This is a genomic window from Planotetraspora kaengkrachanensis (assembly GCF_016862895.1).
GTDB classification, from domain to species: domain Bacteria; phylum Actinomycetota; class Actinomycetes; order Streptosporangiales; family Streptosporangiaceae; genus Planotetraspora; species Planotetraspora kaengkrachanensis.
The window spans coordinates 1-15,540 of the sequence record NZ_BONV01000040.1 but is presented as its reverse complement, the minus strand read 5'-3'; the positions used below and the strand labels follow the sequence as shown (position 1 = coordinate 15,540).

The following is a 15,540-nucleotide window of genomic DNA, read 5'->3' as shown; positions in this document are numbered from 1 at the left end:
CGGCTCTGCCATGACGGTCAACTCTCCCGTCGAGATCAAGGGGCTGAGCCCGAGCCTGAACGACACACAGGCCGTCGCCATACGTCAGGTGATCCGCGAGAAAGCGTGAGAGGTCGCCGGCCTGGTCCTGGCCGTCGCCGGTCTCGTCCTCGACGTGATCCAGCTCCTCTGAGGCGGTTATCCGGCGCCGGAGCCGAGGACGTCGCGGATCTGGTGGCGGGCGGTGACTCCGAGGAGGGGGAAGGACCGGTAGAGGTGGGAGCCGACGGTTCGGGGCGAGAGGCTGAGCCGTTCGGCGATCTCGCGGTTGGTCAGTCCCTGGGCGGCGAGGCGGACGATCTCGCGTTGTTGCGGGGTGAGCTGCGCCAGGCCGTCTGACGCGGCGGCTCCGGGGAGGGTGACTCCGGAGGCGCGGAGCTCGGTTTCGGCCCGTTGTGCGTACGGCTTCGCTCCGATGCGCTGGAACACCTCCACGGCTGAGATCAGCAGAGGTTTGGCCTCGTTGATCCGCCGCCGTCGCCGCAGCCATTCGGCGTAGTCCAGCCGCAGAGAAGCTCGTTCGAAGGGCCACTGCTCACCCGCTGGGTCGGCGAGCGCGCGGGTGTAGTGCTCCTCGGCCTGATCGCGTCCGGACAACAACGCGCGCGCGTGCGCGACCAACTGCTCGAGACGCGGCGACAGGTCCCCGTCCACCTGGCTCACCGCGTGTTCCACGATCCCTCTGCACTCGTCGACTTGGTCCGTACGGACCGCGGCGGAGGCGAAGTCCACCAGCGCGAAATATGAGGCGTGGTAGTGGAGTGGGACGCCGTCGTCGCCGAGCACCTGGCGGAGGATGGTGAAGGCCGCCTCGAAGCGTCCCTCGACCAGCGCGATCAACCCCGTCACCCGGCGTTCTCGCGCCGCGATGAACGGGACGTCGGCCGGATCCACGGCGGCGACCGCCGTGGCGACGAGGTCGCGCGCGCGGAGCGTCTCGCCGCGAAGGGCCGCCAGTGTGGCGGCGGTGAGGCTGACCCCCGCGGTGACGATCTCCATCTCGTAGGCCGCGGCCAGTTCGGACGCCTCCGCGCACGCGTCCAGCGCCTCGTCCCATCGGGCGGTGTCGAGACAGGCCCAGGCGAGCCCCATCATCATGGCTCCGCTGACACCCTGGATGCCGGGTTTGCGGAGCCTCTCGCGCGCCTCCGAGAGCCCTATCACCATGGCGCCCCGGGCACTCCGGATGCCGGGTTTGCGGAGCCTCTCGCGCGCCTCCCGGAGAATGCGTACCGCCAGATCTGACTCGTCGAGCACCCAGGCGGCCGGGCCCGCCGTCGACAGGCCGGGAATGTCGAGCCCGCGTTCGGTGATCCGGCGAATGTCGGCCAGGGCCGCCGCCCGCCCCTGGTAGGGGTTGGTCGCCGTGTGCGTGAACAGCCGGACGGCGTTCGCCCAGTCCGGGGCGCCGGGGTGGATCGCGGCCTCCCGTGGGGAAAGCCGGTCCACCACCTGACGCACCGCGGTCCGTCCGGCAGGCGCTCCCAGGTGGTAGGCGACGGTCGCCGCCGGCCCCAGGGTGCCCCAGGCGATGAGCGGGGCCCACACCGCCGTCTCCTCGCCAAGCGTGACGAGCGCTCTGAGCGCCTCGGCCTGATGTTTGGTCCAGGCGAGCGCCCACCCGATCGCCCGGTTCGCCTGCGCTCGCAACGTCGGGTCGGACGTGGCGGCCGATGCCTGGGTCGCGAGGTCCCGAACCCATGTGGCCTGCCCCGTGGTGGTGGCGTAGTCGGCGGCGATGACGAGCCGTCGTGCCCGGTCCTCCGGGTCCGGGCTGAGCTCCGCCGCCCGTTCCATGGCGAGGGCGGCGGCCACACAGCCGCCGCGTCGCAGAGCCTCCGCCGCGGTCTCCTCCAGGAGCAACGCCACACTCTCGTCGGGATGGAGTGTCGCCCTCGACAGATGCCAGGCCCGGCGATCCGGCTGCCGAGTGAGGACGCCGGCCAGCCGGCGATGGGCGTCCGCGCGCTCGGCGAACGACGCCGCGTGGTAGACGGCCGAGCGCACCAGAGGGTGTGAGAAGGCCACTCCGGCGCCGCTCACCGTGATCAGGCCGGCGTTCTCGGCGGGTTGCCAGATCTGCGCCTCCAGGCCGGGAAGGCCGGCGCTGCCCGCCTCCGACAGCTCGGACGGGCCCGCCGCCGCGGCGAACAACAAGGCGGTACGGCAGGCCTGCGGCAGGGCGCTCACCCGCTCCGAGAACAGACGTTCCAGGCGCTCACTCAGCGGAAGCGGGTCTTCGAGCCGGTAACCGCCCCAGGTCCTGTCCGTCGCGATCGCCCTGGTCAGCTCTACCAAGGCCATCGGGTTGCCCTGCGCCTGGGCCAGGACGGTCGACCGAGCCTGGCCGCGAGGGGGGTGCGGCTGCGCGTCAAGCAACCGGTTGGCGTCTGTCTCGGTGAGCGGCTCCAGCCGCAAGTGGGCGACGTCGTGGCCGAACGGCGATGGCGGCGTCTGTTCCCGGGTGCTCACCACCATCACGAGCCGCTCGTTCCTCAGGCGTCTCCCGACGAAGGCGAGAACGTCACGCGAGTTGTAGTCGAGCCACTGGGTGTCGTCGACGACGAGGAGCAGCGGGGACCGCTCCGCGACCTTGATGAGCAACGTCACGGTCGCTATGCCGATCAGCAGACGGTCGGGAGCCGTGAACTCCTGTGCCAGGCCGAAGGCGGCCAGCAGCGCGTTCCGATGAGGTGGCGTCAGGTCGGCCACGGGAGAGCCGGCCGAACTGAGGATCGGGCCCAGCAGTTGGTGGAGTCCGGCGAACGCGAGATGGGTCTCGGACTGGTCGCCCACGACCGACAGGACGTTCACCTTCTTCTCCCGGGCCTGTTCGACGAACCGCGACAGGAGGCTGGTCTTGCCGATGCCTGCTTCGCCGAGGAGCGCCAGTGCCTGGCTCGATGGCGAGTCGAGCAGGCCGATGAGCCGTTCCAGCTCGGCATCCCGGCCGATGAGCAGCGACGACGTGCGTTCGACCATGCTGCCTGGGGTTCCGTTCGGGTCTGAGGACAGGACAAATTGGACTGTAGTGCGGCAGGGGAAGGGTGCGTGGCCGGGGGTGCAGTCATCCTTCGGATACCGCTGGCGGACCCCGCTCGGGAGACTGGTCGGGCCACGCAGCCTGGTCCTTCGAAAGGAGCGGACGTCCGTCCATGAGCACCCGACCTGATCGAGGCAGCCTTGCTCCTGGGTCGTGAGGAGGAACTCGCGCAGTTGGAGGGTCTGCTCACGGCCGCCCGTGAAGGTGCCGGCGGCGTTCTCGTACTCAGGGGGCAGGCGGGGATCGGGAAGACGGCGCTCCTTGACCACGCCGTGCGGGAGGCGCGCGGCGCCCGGGTGGTGCGGGTCGCGGGCATCGAATCGGAGACGGAGATCGGCTTCGCGGCCCTGCACCAGCTCCTGCTGCCCTTCCTCGGCCGCCTGCCGAACCTGCCGCCCCCGCAACGATCGGCCCTGGCCGCTGTCTTCGGCCTGCGTCAGAGCAAGGAGCCCGAGCGCTTCCTCGTCGGGCTGGCCGCACTGAGCTTGCTGGCCGACGCCGCCGGTGAGCCCCTGCTGTGCGTCGTCGACGACGCGCAGTGGCTCGATCAGGAGTCGGCCCAGGTGCTGGCGTTCGTGGCACGCCGTCTCCAGGCCGAGCGTCTCGTCATGATGTTCGCGGTCCGCGAGCCCATCACCCGGCTCCTGCCGCTGGCGGGGCTTCCTGACCGCGAGATCCGGGGGCTCGCACCGCGCGCGGCGGCCGAACTGCTGGCCTCAGCGACGCCTGGCAGGCCGGACGACCGGATCAGCGAGCGAATCGTCGCCGAGACAGGCGGCAACCCGCTGGCCCTCATCGAGCTCGCCCATGAGCTGGATCTCGGGCACCTGACCGGTGCGGCCCGGTTGCCGGACCCGCTGCCGATCAGCCAGAGGCTCGGGGCGCGGTTCGTCCGCGAGATCCGCGACCTGCCGGCGAGCTCACAGATGATGTTGCTGACGGCCGCCGCCGAGCAGACGGGCGACCCCGCGGTGTTGTGGCGTGCCGGGGCCGAGCTCGGCTTCGGGTGGGACGCGGGCGCGGTCGCGGAGGCGCGACAGCTCCTGGAGCCGGGCTCACGGGTCAGGTTCCGTCACCCGCTGATCCGCTCGGCGGTCTATTACGGGGCGACCAGCGGTGAGCGTCAGAGGGTCCACCAGGTGCTCGCGGCCGTCACCGATCCCGATCAGGACCCCGACCGGCGCGCCTGGCATCTCGCCGAGGCGGCCCCAGGGCCGGATGAGGTGCTGGCCGCGGCGCTTGAGGACGCCGCCGGCACGGCCAGGTCACGCGGTGGGTCCGACGCCGAGGTCATCATTCGGATGCGCGCGGCCGAGATGACCCCCGAGCCCGCTCGCCGGGCAGGGCGACTGGTCGCCACCGCGCAGGCGGCTCTGACCGCCGGCGCCTTCTCCCAGGCGGGGTCACTGGTCGAATCGGCCGGGCCGGCCCTGGTGGATCCGCTCACACGTGCGCTGGCGGCGGAGATACGCGGCAAGATCCAGATACGGGCCGGTGGCTCGGCCGCCCGGCTTCCCGCGCTGCTGCTGACGACCGCGCGCGCCTACGAGCACGTCGACGTACGGCGTCGCCGGGAAAAGCTCCTCGAGGCCATGAACATGGTCTTCACGATCGGGCAAGCCGCTCTGGAGGTCACTCCGCTCGAGATCGCGAAGGAGGCGCTCACGCTCGCGCCACCGCCGGAGGGCGAGGCGACGCCCGGCGACCTGTTGCTGGAAGGCTGTGCCACGCTCATCGCGATCGGATACGCCGAGGCCGTGCCCGTGCTCCATGCCGCCCTGGCCGCCTTGGCCGATCTCGCGGACCAGCGGGCGCCCGGCACGCTCGGGGTCGCGGCCGCGCACGCCGTGTGGGATGACCGTTTCGCCGACGAGCCCGCCGACGAGCGGGCCCCGGCTGTCGCGGGCCCTTCCGAGGCGCTCGGGCGTGGCCGCTACCGCGACGCGTTCGAGGCGGCCCGGCACCTGTGCGAGCTGGACATGGTGAACCTGGACCATCAGCGCCTGCCCGACCTCATCGAAGCCGGTGTCCGGTGTGGTGAGCGCGACCAGGCTCAGTCGGCGTTGTCGCGGCTCAGGGCGAAGGCCCAGGTGGCCGGCACTCCGTGGGCGCTCGGGCTGCTCGCGAGGTCGGAGGCGCTCCTGGCGGAGCCGGCCGACGCGGAACGTCTCTACCTGCTGGCGATAGAGCACCTGGAGCGCACGCGCATAACGGCCGATCTGGCCCGCGCGTACCTGCTATACGGCGAGTGGCTGCGCCGACACAGGCGCAGGAACGACGCCCGCGCACGGCTGAGCGTGGCCCACGACATGTTCGTGGAGATGGGCGCGGCGGCGTTCGCGGATCGATGCCGGATCGAGCTCGTCGCGGCCGGCACGCGCCACGGCGCGTCCGCGAACGCGTCCGATGACCTCACGCCGCAGGAGAGGCAGATCGCCACACTGGCGGCCGGCCGCGCGACGAACCAGGAGATCGCCGCGCAGCTGTTCATCAGCCCGAGCACCGTCGACTACCACCTCAAGAAGGTGTTCAGGAAGCTCGGAGTCACCTCGCGCCGCCAGCTCAAGCTGAGGAAGCCGTGAGGCGGCCGGTGCGGTCGAGTGACCGCACCGCCCGACGCTCAGCCCTTGGCGCAGGCCGCCTTCTCGATGAAGCTCGTGACGGTGCCAGGCTGGGAGATGATGCCCAAGTGGGAGGCGTTGAACTTCTGGGTGCGCGCGCCGGCGTGCTCGGCCATGGCGACCTGCTGCGCCTCCGGGATGATCTTGTCCTTGGTGCCGATCAGGTCCCATGAGGGGATCGTCTTCCAGGCCGGAGTCCCGGAGTGCTCGCCGAGGGCGATCAGGGACGTGGGGGGCTGGGAGGCCGCGAGCTGGGCGCCGGTCGCGGAGGACAGGTCGCCGGCGAAGCCCCGGACGAACACGTCCGGCAGCACGTACGTGTCGTACACGCCCGCCGGTGCGCCCGGGTAGTTCACGAGCTTGAAGACCGATGTCGGGTTGGTGGGCGCCGGTGCGAGCGCGGAGTCCTCGCCGCTGAGGTCGGCAACGGTCTGGTCCGCGTCCGGGAGGTAGGCGTCGATGTAGACCAGGGCCTTGACGTTGGCGTTACCCGTCGCGGCGTTGGTGATGACGGCGCCGCCGTACGAGTGGCCGACGAGCACGATCGGCCCGGAGATGCCCGCCAGGTAGTCGCGCAGGTAAGCGGCGTCGCTGGACAGGCCCCGCAGCGGGTTGGGCGCGACGGCGACGGTGTAGCCGTCGCGCTGGAGGCGGCTGACCTCGCCGGACCAGCTCGATCCGTCGGCCCAGGCGCCGTGGACGAGGACGATCGTGGGCTTCGCCGCGTGGCGGGTGGCCGTGGCGCTGGTCGTGGCGCTGGTCGTGGCGCTGGTCGTGGCGGTCGCAGCGGTCGCCGAAGCCAGTCCGAGGGGAAGCAGGACTGCTGTGGCCGCCGCCGCGGCCGTGACGGCCGTGGCGTAGCGGATCCGGTGCACGAGCATGGACTTGCCTTTCTTCAATGCGGTGTGGGGATGATTCGTGATCAGGCGAGGAAGCCGAGCAGGGCCGTGTTCACCTGGTCGGGGTGGGTCCACGCGATCGCGTGGGGCCCGCCTTCGATGACGATGTATTCGAGGTCGTCGACGAGCCCGCGCAGCCGCTCGCCGGCGACTTCCTTGGGCAGGATCCGGTCCTGGTCGCCTGTGATCACCAGGATCGGCACGTCGAGCTTGGCCACGTCGGGCCGGAAGTCGGTCAGCCAGGTCGGGATGCACGCCACCGCGGCGACCGGCGAGCCCGCGACCGCGATGTTCCAGCTCGACTGGAACGCCTGCTCGCTGACGAGGGTGCCACCGTAGACGTCGTAGTTGTAGAAGTTCTCGAGGAACTGCTTGAGCCACAGCGGCCGGTCGGCCTTGGCCGTCTCGACGAAGCCGTCGAACAGGCCCTGCGGAGCACCCTCGGGGTTGTCGTCGGTCCGCAGCAGGAAGGGCGGGATCGGCGAGACCAGTACGGCCTTGCGCACGCGGGCACTGCCGTAGACGCCCAAATAGTGGGTCACGTCGCCCGTGCCCATCGAGTGGCCGACGAGCACGGCGTCGTGCAGGTCCAGCTTCTCCATCAGGGCGTTCAGGTCGGCGGCGAACGTGTCGTAGTCGTAACCGGTGGCCGGCTGGCTCGAGTTCCCCCAGCCCCGGCGGTCATAGGTGATCACACGGTGCCCGGCGGCGATCAGCACGGAAACCTGCTTCTCCCACGCCTTCCCGCTCAACGGGTAACCGTGGCTCAACACCACGGGTGCCCCCGCACCGTGGTCCTCGTAATAGATGTCGATCGGTACCGAGTTCTCCGTGCCTACGTTCACGTAGGGCATGGTGGTTCTCCATCTCACGCGGTTCGGATTCGTCCGCGGCAGACGCTAAACCCGAGCACTGATGTCGGGAATCATGTGAACCTCATAGTCCGGCTGCGACCCCCACGCACCGGACGGCGCCTACGCTCGCGAAAAGACACCCGATCTGGGCAATTTGCACATGTAAACGCCTGTGAATAGCCGCATGGGGATGACTACGTGTTTCACGGGATATCGAGGTGCTTCGCCCGCCGCGGCCGACCTCAGGCTGGGCACGGAGACGGTCGCTGCACGCTCGAGGACCAGGCCCAGGTCGTGCGCTGGCACGTCTACGACCAGTCAGAACATGATGGTCCATCTTTCACGCCGGGCCTGCTGCTTGGTTCCGCTGCGCAAGTGGGCGCGGGCTCGGCCGTGATCGCCCAAGCGGAGGTAGCAGTAGCCGGCCCGCGCGAGAGCCTGGGCTTCGGTCATCCAGTAGCACCAGGCCGGTGCTCCCGAGGAACCGGATGAGTCGCTGAGGACGTCGAACGCTGTGCCCGACGCGGCGCGCGGAGTCGACCTGACCGTCCAATGTGTCCACGGCACGGCCTCCGTACTCCAGCGCTTTGTCGATGTCCGGTTGGGGCTGCTGCACGTACGTCGCGGTTCGTCGCTTCGTCCTCATCACTGGTGTCTGATCTCTCGATCCCACACCTGCCGCCTCTTGACCGTGGTCAAGCAGCACCATCAGGCCGGACGCAAGATGATCGTGGTCCGCAGACGCCGAAAGGGCCGACCCGAACCGTTCACATCTGGGCCGTAGCTGCCGGCCTTGATGGGTAGGCCGAGCCAAGCTGCGGTTCTATCGTCAGGCTATGGATCTGCTGAGTGCCGCGGCATCGGTTGCCGGGGTCGTCGCGCTGGGAGTCGGCGCGTGGCAGCTTCGGGTGGCGGTGCTGGATCGTCGCGATAGTCGGCGGGTTGATAGCGGACCACTGCATTCGTCATCTGCCGATTTCACTGGTGCGCTTCCGATCGCGGCACCGTACGGCCGTTTGCCAGCCGAGGTATTGGGCCGCGACGATCTCAAGGCTGAGTTGAGGAGCCTCCTGAGGCGCAGGGGTTGGCGCGCTCCCCAGGCATTGGTACTGGCCGGGATGGGGGGTGTCGGTAAATCGACGCTCGCTCTATGGCTGGCGGCAGAGTTCCGTCGGCGTGGACGGCCCGTGTGGTGGGTGAACGTCGCGGATTCGGTGTCGTTGCGCGGCGGGATCATCGAGATCCTGCGACGGCTGGACGCGCCCGAGTCGCTCCTTCGGGAGGTTAGTGATGCCGCGCCGACCGCAGCCGACCGGTTTTGGACGTTCCTGGCCGAGCGCCCGGCCAGGAGTCACAACGCTCTGCTGGTATTCGATAACGCAGACGTGCCATCCGTGCTGGCTGCCAACGGTAGGTCGACACCATCGGACGGCGCGGGTTGGGTGCGGGGAGGCGGCGGGATCCTCACGGTGGTGACCACACGAATAGGCGACCCGCAGGCCTGGGGCGGCGGGGTTCGAGTGGTGCCGCTGAGGCTTCTCGATGACGTCACAGCGGCAGCTGTACTTCGGAGAACGGCTCCGCACATCCCCGACCCCGACGGCCGGGAAGCGATGGAACTCGCGCGACGCCTCGGCGGACTGCCCCTCGCGCTACATCTGGCCGGGATGTACCTGACCTCTCCGTTCGCGCGGTGGCACAGCTTCGCGGAATACCGGCGGGCATTGGACAGCGGCCAGGCGGCGGTCGTCGAATTGGACTCCGTGCACTCCGATTCGCGGGCGACGGTCTCGCGAACCTGGGAGCTTTCGTTGGACGCGCTCGCCGAACAGGGCGTGGAGCGGGCGCGGGAAATGCTGTACCTGCTGGCCTGTTTCGCGCCCACCACGCCCATCCCAATGGCCATGCTCGGCTCGGTGCTGAGCGAGACCTCCCTGCGTGCCCTGGCCGAGCTGGCGTTGATCGACGCCGTTGCAGTACCGGGTGGCCTGCCGGACCTCACGCTCCATCCGGTGGTGGCCGACACCTGCCGAACGTCGATGACGGAGGACACCTCGATTCCGGAGCTGGCCGTACGGTTGGTCAGCTCCTATGCCGGGGGGCTAGAGGTCGAGCGCCCTGCGGACTGGGCGCGCTGGGAGAAACTGATCCCCCATATCGAGGCGCTTCTCACCTGGGCGGCTCCTCACCTCGATACGCCAACGCTCCTGAGCTTGCTGCATGTCGCGGGAAGAGCGCACTACTCGCTGACGCTGATCGGCAGCAAGGAGGGTGCAGGCGGGGAGGGGATAGCACGCCTCCTGCTCGCCGCAGCGTCCAGGCTCGGGGACCTACATCCTGAAGCGATCGCGGCCCGCCATGGTCTCGGTGTCACCCTGAGCGCCCGAGGCCGGGTCCGCGAAGCCGAAGACCTGTTCCGCGCCGTCCTTGAGGATCGGCGGACTGTACTGGGCGATGCTCATCCGGGCACACTCCGCACCAGAGACCAGCTCATCGGAACCATCATGGCTCAGGGCCGCTACGGCGAAGCCGAACAGATGTACCGCGATCTGATCGCCGACCAGGAGGCCTCCTTGGGCCCTGAACACAACGACACGTTGACAACCCTCGTCGATCTCGCCTGGTCGGTCGGGATGCAGGGAGACGCGGAAGAGGCCGCCAACCTCTGCCGCCAAGCGCTGGAAATCGACCGCCGCGTCCTGGGCCAGGAACATCCCAGAACGCTCGACGCCTGGGCGGATCTTGCGCACTGGACCAACGAAAGCGGAGCACACCAGGAGGCCGAAGACCTGGGCACCCGGGTCGTGGACACCGTGTCTCGCACGATGGGTGCCAAGCATCCTCTGACGCTGTCAACTAGGGCAACCCTGGCCCGTACACTCGCGGCACTGGGCCGCATACCGCAGGCCGAGAGCATGCTCCGTGACGTCCTCACCGCCATGGAGCAAGTCCTCAGCGACACCGACGCCCGGCTGCTCACCACCCGCCGCGATCTCGCCAACGTACTTGCCACCCAGGGCCGCACCCACCAGGCCGAACGAATCTATCGCCAGGTTCTACAGCTCCAGCAGCAATATCTCGGCCTAGCCCATCCTGAGACGCTCAAGACTGATCGCCTGATAGCCCTCATAGGCGATGAGCGGTTCGGGGATCAGGCTGCCCCAATGAGCAGACGGCTACGTCGCACAGGTAAGGGGTGAGTCGCTCCAGTTTCGATGAAGGCTCGGTCTCTTGTAGGAGGTGGTATATCGCGAAACGCTGTCATCTGACCGAGCGGAATACCCTTGACGCAAGGTCAAGCAGCGCTTTAGCAGGCCGCATGTAAACGATCGTGGTCCCCAAGACGCCGAAAGGGCCGACCCGATCAATCGGATCAGCCCTCTGAGCTGCGTCGGGACGACAGGATTTGAACCTGCGACCCCTTGTGACCCCCAGGAAGTGGGGGTAGCCGTTTTTACAGCTCAACAGCGTTCAGGTAGCCATGCAAGACGTGTGGTGACGTGCCAAACGTTCGGCTGCGTGCATGACGTGTGGTCCCCGAATGGTTTCCAGCCCCGGGCGTCACCGATTCGCAGGGGATCATCGGAGCCTCTCAGAGGCGGTCAAGTTGTCGTTGAAGATATCAAGCGCCGACGCGGGTAGCTGTCGAGGTGGAAATCGATAAGGTGAGGTCCATGGATTCCCGAGCCGATCCGGACGGCGGCGGCGGCGGCGATGGTCACAGTAGCCCGCGTGACGTGTTTCTCCGCCTGGTGAATGGGGTCTGCGAAGGGCCGTACGAAAATTTGGCCGACCTCTACGCCGAACAGACCCATGTCACCCACCCGTTTCACCCGCTCAACCCGTCGCCGCTGCTGAGCCGTAGCGAACTGCACGAGCACTTCACCGCGCCGCCGCCGTTTGCCCGGACGCTGAACCGTAAGCCGGTCAACATCGTCATCCACGACACCGTTGATCCGGAGGTGATCGTCGCAGAGTTCGCTTACCAGGGGCACGTGGACGAGACAGGAGAGGCGTTCACCGTGCCCTGTGTCTTCGTTCTCCGTATTCGCGACGGGCTCGTCGTCGAGTCTCGCGATTACATCGATCACATTGCCAGCGCACGGGCATGGGGCCAGCTCGAAAGCCTCCTGGCCGCGCTGCGCCCAGCGAGCGACGTCGACCGCTGAAAAGGCAGTTGCTGGTCGTCTTCGCCTCGCTCGTCGGCACTCCCCTCGACTCCCACAACGTACGGCGAAGCTTCCGGAAGATCGTCAAGGACGCCGGCCTACCCACCGACGCCTGGACACCACGCGAGATGCGACACAGCTTCGTCTCGCCGCTCTCCGACTCCGGCGTACCCCTGGAAGACATCGCCCATCTCGTCGGCCACAGCGGCGCTGAAGTTGAACAGCCCACTGGTGTGCTGCAACAGCATCCGCACCGTGATCCGCTCGTCCAGCCCGAACTCGGGCAGGTAGTCCGCCGCCGGGATGTCCAGCCCGACCTTGCCCTCGGCCACCAACTGCAGCACCAGGGTCGCGGTGAAGGTCTTGGTGACGCTGCCGATCCGGACATGCCCGTTCGCCGGCGGCTTCGCGGCCCCGCCCAGCTCCGCCGCCCCCGCGCTGCCCACCCACTCCCCCCGCTCATCGTGCACGCGCAGCGACACCCCGACGAAACCGGAATCGACGATCTCCTCGATCACCTTCCGCAGCTCCGGGCGATCCTGCCCGGCGGCGTCGAGGGCGGCGGTGATCTTGCGGGCCATCTCGGCCGTGGTGCTGGGCTTGTCCGGGTGGACCTGGGCGTCTTCGATGGCGAGGAGGATGGTCATGCGGAAGTTGTCGGCTTCTGCCGGAGCTTGCTTGCCGAGCAGCTTCATGGCTGTGGTCAGGGCCGGCAGTACCCGGTCGGCGAGTTCGGCGACGGTCTTGCCCTTCAGTTCGATGTCCTTGGCGTTCGCGGCGAGCAGTCTGTTATCTCCGGTCGGCGTCGTGCCGCTGCGAGGAGCTTTCACCCTGACCCAAGGTCAACCTCAACCGTGATCTAACTCACAGCTACTTTTGGGGTTTGGGACAGCTTCGGGAGCAGGACGCCGTCTCCGTCGGGTGACAGTCGCATCTCGCACGGGTCCGGTGGTGTTCCGTAAGGCGATCCGCATCTGGGACGCCGAGGCACGCTGATGGTGGGGACATCTCTTCGAGCTGTGCCCAGACGACCTGCTGACCGAACTGAACGGTGACGCGGAAGAGACCCCTTCCAGCGGAGACAATACGGTTCGAGCACGTAAGTCGTAGGCCTGCGCCGCCCTGAGATCGGACCCCTCTGAGGACCGCGCCCCCGCCGCATCTACTGGGGGCCCTAAGTCGCGTTCTCACCTGGGTTGCCAGGAGTCCCGGGTCGCTGATTACATGATTACGGAGGTAAACGTGATCATTGAGTACATTCGGTACCGGGTGCCTGACGCGCAGGAGTTCGAGGCGGCCTATCGCCGGGCCGTGGTGCCGCTCGGCGCCGCGCCCGAGTGCCTGGACTTCGAGCTGTCGAAGTGCGTCGACGAGCCTGGAAGCTACATCCTGCGCATCCTGTGGACGTCGACACGGGATCACATGGAGGGGTTCAGGAACAGCGAGCGGTTCCAGGAGTTCTTCGCCGAGATCGAGCCGTATGTCGGGAACATCGAAGAGATGCGCCACTACGAGCAGGTGATCACCAAGACCGAGCCCACGTCGACCGAGCCCACGTTGTACGAGTGGGCGGGCGGAAGCGAGGCGTTCGAGCGGCTCACCGAGGTCTTCTACGGCCACGTGCTCAAGGACGACTTGCTCGCCCCGATCTTCGCCCATATGGATGAACGACATCCGAGATTCGTGGCCATGTGGCTGAGCGAGGTTTTCGGCGGCCCCGACCGTTACACCCGCGAGCGCGGAGGCTACCCGCACATGCTTGCCCAGCACCTCGGCAAACACATCAGGGAAGAGCAGCGTCGCCGGTGGGTGAGCCTGCTGATGGACGCCGCCGATGAGGTGGAACTGCCCGGTGACCCCGAGTTCCGGGCCGCCTTCGCGAGCTACATCGAGTGGGGCACCCGTCTGGCCGTGCAGAACTCCGCGCCCGGCGCCACCCCGCCCACCAAGGCACCGGTGCCGCGCTGGGGCTGGGGTGTCGCCCCGCCGTACACGCCTTGACCGGCAAGGGTTCGGTGGTCTCGGTTTTCCCACCACTGATTTCGGTGGTCGCCTCCGTGGCAAGGGAGCAACTCTCTAAAGGGTCTCGCACCTCTGGTGCGAGACCCTCTTGCGGAGTGGGGGCATCGTTCAGCGGCATCCCGATACCAACGCTCCGCCTCCTCCAGTCGTCCGTCTTCCTCAAGGAAGACACCCAGGTTGTAATGGGGCTCGACAGTGTCACCAACCTCGGCGGCACGATGCAGCAGGCGGATCGCCTCCTCGCGATCGCCGTCCTCGATGAGCAACGCAAGGTTGACCATGGCAACGGCCCAGTCCTGTTCGGCCGCCAAGCGATACCAGTGGATGGCCTGCTCCCTGCGCCCGGCATCGCGACACAACTCGCCTAGCAGGCTCGCGGCATTGGCGTCTCCCATCTCACCCGCGGTTCGACAGGCGACGGGCCGGCGGCGCGGAGTTGGCCGCCGTCATGTGTGGCGCCACTCCAGTGCCCGGGACTTGAGCGCCGCGGACAACTTACGGGCGAGGCCGACGACCACGGGCACCCGTTTTCGCCAGTCCTCCGTCGCGGGGATGATCACCGACAGGGCGGCCGTTGCCCCGCCCACTCCGATCGACACCGGGGCAGCCACTGACGTCGACCTGTCGGTGAACTGCCGGCAGCTGACTACGTACCCGCGCCGGCGAATGTCGGAAAGGGCACGCCGCAGGTCGTCCGGCTCCACCAACGTCTCGGTCGTGAACCGGTGCAGTGAACCTTCCAGGACCTTCTGCCGCAGATCCAGCGGGGCGTGCGCCAACAGCACGAGACCTGCGCCGGTCGCGTGGAGCGGGATCCGGGTGCCGGTGCGGCCCAGCAGGTGCGCCGACCGCTCCGCGACGATCCAGTCGATGGCCAGCGCGCTCTCGCCGTCCAGGGTGGTCAGCGCCACGTTATTCCCGGTGTGGGCGTACAGGTCGGCGATGTAGCGGAGCGCGGTTTCCCTGACCTCGGATCCGCGAGGTGATAGCGCGCCGATCTCCCAGAGTCGGAGCCCGATGCGGTAGCTGCCGTCCGAGCTGCGCTCCAGGGCTCCCCAGGCGACGAGCTCATTCACCAGCCGGTGCACCGTCGACAACGGCAGGTGGGCGGCCCTACTGATGTCCGTCAGGGTGCGTTCGGGCCGCAGATAGGTGAAGGCGCCAAGGATGGCCAGCACCTTCGACGTGACGGACGGACCGCTTACCGCCGGCACGGCGGGCACCCCAGGAGCGGCAACCCGGGAGTTGGGTTCTCATCCATGTTCGCTCCTCGCGGTAGCGGCTTGGGTGGCTAGCGTGCGGCCTCCACGATCTCGGCGAGACTGGTCAGTTTACGGCGTGGTCGGCCTGCGGACCGGCCGTTGCGACGCTCGAGCGCATCGACGCGGAGCCATCCGGCCGCGTCCAGCCGGTCTGGTTGCCGCTCGCTCAGGAGCGCCTCCAGCTCCGTCGACGGCCGCAGGTCGCGGGTGAGTGTTCCGGCCTGGTAATCCTCCAGCAGGCTGCCCACCGTCTCGATGGCACACGCCTTGTTGGAGCCGACCACTCCTCGCGGGCCTCGCTTCAACCAACCGGTGACGTAGACCGCTGGGAGGACCTCGCCATCGACGCCGGTGAGCACCCGGCCCGCCCGGTGAAGGACCGAGCGACCGGACGGGGCGACGGGCAGATCAGCCGCATCCGCCCGGAAGCCGATGGCGGACAGCACGAGGCCCGCGCGCAGCTGCTGGTGGGTCCCGGTGGCCACGGCGCGGAGCCCGCCGGAGTCCGAACCGACCATCGCGTTCTCCGCGAAATCCATCTGGACCTCGGAACCGAGTCGCGAGATCCGGGTCGGCGACAGCAGGTAGCGAAGTACCACCCGCCTGCGCGCCCGCTCGTTCGCCGGCGGGG

At 68.4% G+C, this 15,540-nt stretch carries 11 protein-coding genes and 1 pseudogene; 5 read left to right on the top strand and 7 right to left on the bottom strand.

The window, feature by feature from the left end:
* Positions 1–177: 177 nt before the first annotated feature.
* Positions 178–3,021: a helix-turn-helix transcriptional regulator gene (locus Pka01_RS32015; protein ID WP_203886689.1), complete on the bottom strand. Its 2,844-nt coding sequence runs from the start codon at positions 3,019–3,021 to the stop codon at positions 178–180.
* A gap of 201 nt (positions 3,022–3,222) precedes the next feature.
* Here Pka01_RS32015 and Pka01_RS32010 point away from each other — a divergent pair, with 201 nt between their 5' ends.
* Entirely contained in the window at positions 3,223–5,664 is a 2,442-nt protein-coding gene (locus tag Pka01_RS32010; protein ID WP_203886688.1) for a helix-turn-helix transcriptional regulator, read from the top strand.
* A 38-nt stretch (positions 5,665–5,702) separates the two neighbouring features.
* Here the strand turns inward: Pka01_RS32010 and Pka01_RS32005 are convergent, their stop codons facing one another.
* A complete protein-coding gene (locus Pka01_RS32005; RefSeq protein ID WP_203886687.1) occupies positions 5,703–6,584 on the bottom strand; it encodes an alpha/beta fold hydrolase in 882 nt (293 codons plus the stop codon).
* A gap of 41 nt (positions 6,585–6,625) precedes the next feature.
* The gene (locus tag Pka01_RS32000) at positions 6,626–7,456 is read right to left on the bottom strand and encodes an alpha/beta fold hydrolase (RefSeq protein WP_203886686.1); all 831 of its coding nucleotides are present in this window, start codon (positions 7,454–7,456) and stop codon (positions 6,626–6,628) included.
* 836 nt (positions 7,457–8,292) lie between these two features.
* Between Pka01_RS32000 and Pka01_RS31995 the strand changes: the two genes are divergently transcribed.
* From Pka01_RS31995 to Pka01_RS40955, 3 genes and pseudogenes are all read left to right on the top strand, one after another.
* Positions 8,293–10,656 (top strand): tetratricopeptide repeat protein, encoded by a 2,364-nt coding sequence (locus Pka01_RS31995; RefSeq protein WP_203886685.1) that lies wholly within the window; start codon positions 8,293–8,295, stop codon positions 10,654–10,656.
* A 474-nt stretch (positions 10,657–11,130) separates the two neighbouring features.
* Complete coding sequence (locus tag Pka01_RS31990) at positions 11,131–11,625, top strand: nuclear transport factor 2 family protein (protein WP_203886684.1); 495 nt, start codon at positions 11,131–11,133, stop codon at positions 11,623–11,625.
* Positions 11,565–11,774, top strand: a pseudogene (locus Pka01_RS40955) (site-specific integrase); the annotation flags it as partial. The gene Pka01_RS31990 and the pseudogene Pka01_RS40955, both read left to right, overlap by 61 nt.
* Here Pka01_RS40955 and Pka01_RS31985 read toward each other — a convergent pair.
* Complete coding sequence (locus Pka01_RS31985; protein WP_505877137.1) at positions 11,724–12,272, bottom strand: serine hydrolase domain-containing protein; 549 nt, start codon at positions 12,270–12,272, stop codon at positions 11,724–11,726. The pseudogene Pka01_RS40955 and the gene Pka01_RS31985 sit on opposite strands and share 51 nt — an antisense overlap.
* A gap of 595 nt (positions 12,273–12,867) precedes the next feature.
* Between Pka01_RS31985 and Pka01_RS31980 the strand changes: the two genes are divergently transcribed.
* Positions 12,868–13,626 carry a group II truncated hemoglobin gene (locus tag Pka01_RS31980; protein WP_203886683.1) on the top strand — a complete coding sequence of 253 codons (759 nt, stop codon included), beginning with the start codon at positions 12,868–12,870 and terminating at the stop codon, positions 13,624–13,626.
* Here Pka01_RS31980 and Pka01_RS41655 read toward each other — a convergent pair.
* The 3 genes from Pka01_RS41655 to Pka01_RS31965 all read right to left on the bottom strand — a co-directional run.
* Positions 13,509–13,928: a tetratricopeptide repeat protein gene (locus tag Pka01_RS41655; RefSeq protein WP_373318202.1), complete on the bottom strand. Its 420-nt coding sequence runs from the start codon at positions 13,926–13,928 to the stop codon at positions 13,509–13,511. The genes Pka01_RS31980 and Pka01_RS41655 overlap by 118 nt on opposite strands.
* Before the next feature lie 165 nt (positions 13,929–14,093).
* On the bottom strand, positions 14,094–14,861 hold the full coding sequence (locus Pka01_RS31970; protein WP_203886681.1) for an IclR family transcriptional regulator: 768 nt from the start codon (positions 14,859–14,861) through the stop codon (positions 14,094–14,096).
* A 77-nt stretch (positions 14,862–14,938) separates the two neighbouring features.
* On the bottom strand, positions 14,939–15,540 hold a 602-nt coding region (locus tag Pka01_RS31965), incomplete at its 5' end, for a ferredoxin--NADP reductase domain-containing protein (protein WP_505877102.1).

Excerpts from the sequence above, each read along its gene's own strand:
- Pka01_RS31995 (WP_203886685.1), top strand. The coding sequence starts at position 8,293 with ATGGATCTGCTGAGTGCCGCGGCATCGGTTGCCGGGGTCGTCGCGCTG.
- Pka01_RS31985 (WP_505877137.1), bottom strand. The coding sequence starts at position 12,272 with ATGACCATCCTCCTCGCCATCGAAGACGCCCAGGTCCACCCGGACAAG.
- Pka01_RS41655 (WP_373318202.1), bottom strand. The coding sequence starts at position 13,928 with ATGGTCAACCTTGCGTTGCTCATCGAGGACGGCGATCGCGAGGAGGCG.
- Pka01_RS31990 (WP_203886684.1), top strand. The coding sequence starts at position 11,131 with ATGGATTCCCGAGCCGATCCGGACGGCGGCGGCGGCGGCGATGGTCAC.
- Pka01_RS32015 (WP_203886689.1), bottom strand. The coding sequence starts at position 3,021 with ATGGTCGAACGCACGTCGTCGCTGCTCATCGGCCGGGATGCCGAGCTG.
- Pka01_RS32000 (WP_203886686.1), bottom strand. The coding sequence starts at position 7,456 with ATGCCCTACGTGAACGTAGGCACGGAGAACTCGGTACCGATCGACATC.
- Pka01_RS32005 (WP_203886687.1), bottom strand. The coding sequence starts at position 6,584 with ATGCTCGTGCACCGGATCCGCTACGCCACGGCCGTCACGGCCGCGGCG.